The organism is Actinoplanes sp. KI2 (assembly GCF_025630775.1).
Taxonomy (GTDB): Bacteria; Actinomycetota; Actinomycetes; order Mycobacteriales; family Micromonosporaceae; genus Actinoplanes.
Map to the genome: position 1 here is coordinate 1 of NZ_JAOSZE010000145.1, position 572 is coordinate 572.

The window sequence follows — 572 nt, forward strand, 5'->3', positions numbered from 1 at the left end:
GCGCGATCCGCTCGTCCCACTGGTCCTTGGGCTCGCCCATCGACAGCCAGACGTCGGTGTAGAGGAAGTCCACCCCGGCCACGCCCTGTTCGACGTTCGCCGTCTGGGTGATCCGGGCGCCGGTCTGCTCGGCGATCCGGCGGGCCTCCTTGACCACGTCGTCGTGGTTCCACCGGCCCTCGGGGGCGATCATCCGCACGTCCATGCCCATCATGGCGCCGCCGATCAGCAGCGAGTTGCCCACGTTGTTCTCGGCGTCGCCGAGGAACGCGAAGGAGATCTCGTTGTCGTGCTTCACCGTGTGCTCGCGCATGGTGAGGATGTCGCACAGCGTCTGGGTGGGGTGCCACTCGGTGGACAGCCCATTCCAGACCGGCACCCCGGAGTACTTGGCGAGCGCCTCCACGTTCTCCTGGCCGAAGCCGCGGTACTCGATCCCGTCGTAGAAGCGGCCGAGCACCCGGGCGGTGTCCGCGATGGACTCCTTGTGGCCGAGCTGGGTGCTGCCCGGGTCGAGGAACGTCACGTGCGCGCCCTGGTCGTGGGCCGCGACCTCGAAGGCGCACCGGGTC

At 68.9% G+C, this 572-nt stretch carries 1 pseudogene; it reads right to left on the reverse strand.

Annotated elements, in window-relative coordinates:
- Nucleotides 1–572: pseudogene (locus tag ODJ79_RS46685) on the reverse strand (ornithine carbamoyltransferase subunit F); the annotation flags it as partial.